The organism is Micromonospora sp. KC721, from assembly GCF_004348355.1.
GTDB lineage: Bacteria > Actinomycetota > Actinomycetes > Mycobacteriales > Micromonosporaceae > Micromonospora.
Window position 1 is genome coordinate 1 of record NZ_SMJY01000312.1, and the last position, 4,237, is coordinate 4,237.

Genomic DNA, 4,237 nt, shown 5'->3' on the forward strand with positions numbered 1-4,237 from the left:
GGGTCGGGGTCGGGGTGACCGGGACGTCCGGGCCCTTCACGGGATCCCGGACGACGTGCCGCTCCAGGTTGACCTGAGCCTGCCCGGTGCCGCCGACGGTGATGTCGTCGTACGCCTGGAGTCGCTTCTGCGGGTCGAAGTAGAGCACGCTCATCGACAGTGGGGTCGGCTTTTCGTGCTCCAGCCCGCGCAGCCCGGCACCGCCCGTGGAGCCCTCCACCATCAGTAGGGTGGGTTGCTGGCCGGAGACCTCAGGTAGCTTCGACACCTGCCGGTCGTGGGTGTGCCCGGCGAGCACCAGCGGGCAGGCTCCCGAGAGCGGGCCCGCCGAGGCCGGATCGTGCACGAGGGCGATGTCCACCGGCCGGGGCGACTGCCGTACCGTCTCGGCGAGCTGCTCGCCGGTCCCGATGACCTGGTCGGCCACCTCCCTGGTCAGCCCGCTGCCGGCCGGCGAGGTCTCCTTGTCGGGGGTGAACCGTGGGTCGCCGATCCCGGCGATGGTCAGCCCGGCCACGGAGGTGATCGAGTTGTTGAGCACGATCGCGTTGGGCTGACGGGCCACCGCCGCCGCCGTGCGGACCGAGTCGTGGTTGCCCCGGATGTAGACATACGGCTTCTTCAGCAGACCGATGGAGCCGACGTACGACGCCTCCGGCTCGCTGCCCCAGTCGGTGAGGTCACCGGTGTCGATCACCACGTCGATGTCGAACTGCTCCACCACCGTGCGGATCAGCTGCCAACCGGTGGGGTTGAGGTGCATGTCGGAGACGTGCAGCACGCGGGTGGTGTCCGGCGCGGGCTCGTAGACCGGCAGCGCGGACACCGTCGTGTAGAGCTTGCTGACGTTGGCCACCACGCGTTGCAGCTGCTCGGCGTACTTGGTGTAGTCGTTGGCGATCCGCCGCGCGTCACCCACCACGGCCGGGGCGTTGACCAGCAGCCCCTCGTACCGTGGCTCCTCGATCGACTCCGGGCGCAGGCTGCCGGCGGCCAGCCCCAGACTCCCGGCCGTGACGGCCAGGGCGAGCCCCGCCGACCAGGCGGTCCGCCGCACGTTCCGGAAGATCAGCGCGGCCAGCACCAGGGTGACCAGCACGACCGCGCCGAGGGTGCGCAGGGCGAGCCGGATCACGCCGTTGCGGACGTCGGCGACGGCGGAGTGGCTGGCCCGGCTGATACTCGCCGGATCATCGATCAGCGCCTCCGTCTTGCGCTGGTCGAGCGCCCCCAGGCCGACGGTGAGGTGGGTCGGCCCGTCGTGGCTGTCCAGTTGCAGGGCGCCCAGCGGCGGGATGTCGACGGTGGTGTGGCCGTCGACCGCCGGGGTGAGCGTCAGGTCGGCCCGGAACGGCCCGATGTCGGTGTAGACCCGGCCGCCGGCCAGCACTCCGATCACCGCGCCGACGAGGGCGACCAGCAGTACGGCGGCGACCACACCCGTCCGCCGGGTGAGGCCCGACCGGGCGGCCCTGCGGATCCGGTGCCATCGGGCACGCTCGCGTCGGGTCGGGGACGTGTCGTCCCGCGGCCCGCGCTGCTCGTTCTCCTGACCGTCCATGCTGAGATTCTGACCTGCCCGATGATGGATCTTGGCAAACCCGACGGAGTGGGACTCTTTCGGCGGCCCGCCGGAGTGGATCAGCTCCGCCCGGCGCCCCCGTCGGCGAAGACCAGCCGTAGCAGCCGGTCGTCCTCCGGGGTCGGGCGACCGCGTCCATCGTGGTTGGAGGTGGAAACCCACACCGAGCCGTCGGGTGCGGCGGCCGCCGCGCGGAGCCGGCCGTACCGGCCGCCGAGCAGCTCGCGGGGCTGGCCGAGCACGGTGCCGGTGTCGGTCAGCTCGAGCACCCAGAGCCGCTGGCCGCGCAGGCAGGCGGCGACCAGCAGCCGCTGGACCGAGGTCAGACCGGAGCAGGACGCCTCCGCGGTGCGCCACTGCGCGATCGGGTCGACGTACTGCCGGTTGTCGGCCTGGCCCTCGACGACCGGCCAGCCGTAGTTGCCCCCGGCGTTGATCCGGTTGATCTCGTCCCAGGTGTTCTGGCCGAACTCGGTGGCGTACATCCGCTTGCCCGCGTCCCAGGCGAGGCCCTGCACGTTGCGGTGGCCCAGCGACCAGACCGGCGAGCCGGGGAACGGGTTGCCGGGGGCGGGTCTGCCGTCCGTGGTGATCCGCAGGATTTTGCCGCCGAGGCTGGCGCGGTCCTGGGCGGCGTCGGGGGCGCCGGCGTCACCGGTGCTCACGTAGAGTTGCCCGTCGGGCCCGAAGGCGAGCCCTCCGCCGTCGTGGGTGCGCGCTCTCGGAATGCCGGTGAGGATCGGCGTCGGCCGCCCGCCCAGTTTGAGCTTCGCGACCCGGTTGTCCTGCTGCGTGGTGTAGTAGACGAAGACCGTCTCGTCCCTGTCGTACGACGGGGAGACGGCGATGCCCAGCAGCCCCGCCTCGCCGCCGGCGGCCACGTCCGGAATGGTCTGTACCGGGGCGACCCGCAGCCCGTCCGGTCCGGACTCCGGGCCGATCTTGAGGATCCGGCCGCTGTCCCGTTCGGTCACCAGGCCCCCACCGTCGGGCAGGAAGGCGATGGCCCACGGCACCCGCAGCCCCTTGGCCAGCGTGGTGGCGACGACCTGCTGGCCGGCGCCGCCGGGGCTGGCGCTGACCGACGGGGTGGGCAGGTTGGGCGGCTCGCCGGCCGGGTCTGGCTCCGGGGGGCCGAAGCTGCATCCGGCGGCGACCAGCAGCAGCGACGTGCAGGAGGCGACCAGCGCCGCGCGCCGGCGGCCGGTGCGGGGGTACGGGAGACGGGCGCTCACCCGGCCCAGCCTAGCCCGCGATCCGGTCTTCCCGAGCACGCCGGGACCGCTATCGTCGGCGGTCGTGAAGGTATGGATCCCCCACCCGGCCGGTGTCGAACTGCTCGGCGAGGTGCCCCTGGGCGTCACCGTCGAACCCTGGACGGACTCGGCGGCGCCGCCGTCGGACCCGGCGGGCGTCCGGTTCTGGGTGCCGCCGTTCCTGGCCGTCGGGGACACCACGGCGATGCTGGCGCGGCTGCCCGACGTGGCGGTGGTGCAGCTTCTCTCCGCCGGAGCGGAGGTCTGGGTGGATCGGGTGCCGGAGGGCGTGACGCTCTGCGACGCGCGGGGTGTGCACGACAGCAGCACCGCCGAGTGGGTGGTCACCGCGATCCTGGCCCAGCTGCGGGCCTTTCCCACGATGATCCGCGCGCAGGCCCGCGGCGAGTGGGTGTACGGCGATGTCGCGCCGACCGACGAGCTGGCCGGTAAGCGGGTACTGATCGTCGGCGCGGGTTCGATCGGCGCGGCGGTCCGGGCCCGGCTGGCCCCGTTCGACGTCGAGTTCACCCTGGTCGCCCGGACCGCCCGCCCCGCCGAAGGGGTGCACGCCGTGCGGGATCTGCCGCGACTGCTGCCCACGGCCGACGTGGTGGTACTGCTGGTGCCACTGACCGACGCCACCCGGGGAATGGTCGACGAGCGGTTCCTGGCTGCGATGCCGGACGGGGCACTGCTGGTGAACGCCGCACGCGGTCCGGTGGCCCGGACGGACGCGCTGGTCGCCGAGTTGTCCCGAGGTCGGCTGCGGGCCGCGCTGGACGTGACCGATCCGGAGCCGCTGCCGGCCGGGCATCCGCTCTGGGAGCTACCGAACGTGCTGTTGACCCCGCATGTCGCCGGCTCGGTGCGCGGGCTGCTGCCCCGGGCGTATCGCCTGGTCGGGGAGCAGCTGCGCCGGTTCGTGGCGGGGGAGCCGCTGCGTAATCGGGTGGTCGAGGGTTACTGAGCGCCGGTCAGCCGGCGTCGGGCAGGTGCTGCCCGGTCACCGACACGAGCCGGGGCAGATCGGTGCCGCGTACCGCGGGCAGGGCGATCTGCTGCCCGTCGTCGAGCCGGGCGACCGCCCGTCCGCGCGGGTCGGCGGCGAGCTCGACGATCTGGTCCCACCGGATGCGACGCTCGCCGACGAGGGCGCGTACCCGTAGCTCGCCCGCGTCGGCATCGGTGCCGGCCCGCCACGCCCAGACCACGACGGCCAGCGGCACGAGCAGCACCGGCACCAGGTACCAGGCCGCGGTGGCCAGCGGCAGCGCGCCGACGACGGCGACGATGGCCGCCGCCAGGATGGCCTGGTGGTGTCGGAAGCGGATCGTGTCGGCGCGACTCACTCCCCGATGATCCCATCCCTCTGCCGGAGTCGGACCGGGTGGGCGGG

At 73.3% G+C, this 4,237-nt stretch carries 4 protein-coding genes; 1 reads left to right on the forward strand and 3 read right to left on the reverse strand.

The genetic code is table 11. The features are described from left to right. Positions 1 to 1,561: metallophosphoesterase (locus E1182_RS29475; RefSeq protein WP_132270988.1), on the reverse strand; the 1,561-nt coding region annotated here is incomplete at its 3' end. Between the two features lie 80 nt (positions 1,562 to 1,641). Continuing rightward, positions 1,642 to 2,817, reverse strand: a complete 1,176-nt coding sequence (locus E1182_RS29480; protein ID WP_132270989.1) for a sorbosone dehydrogenase family protein — start codon at positions 2,815 to 2,817, stop codon at positions 1,642 to 1,644. Between the two features lie 64 nt (positions 2,818 to 2,881). Between E1182_RS29480 and E1182_RS29485 the strand changes: the two genes are divergently transcribed. Then, on the forward strand, positions 2,882 to 3,808 hold the full coding sequence (locus tag E1182_RS29485; protein WP_132270990.1) for a 2-hydroxyacid dehydrogenase: 927 nt from the start codon (positions 2,882 to 2,884) through the stop codon (positions 3,806 to 3,808). 7 nt (positions 3,809 to 3,815) lie between these two features. On the opposite strand, the gene E1182_RS29490 is transcribed toward E1182_RS29485, so the two are convergent. After that, positions 3,816 to 4,190, reverse strand: a complete 375-nt coding sequence (locus tag E1182_RS29490; protein ID WP_132270991.1) for a PH domain-containing protein — start codon at positions 4,188 to 4,190, stop codon at positions 3,816 to 3,818. Positions 4,191 to 4,237 lie beyond the last annotated feature (47 nt).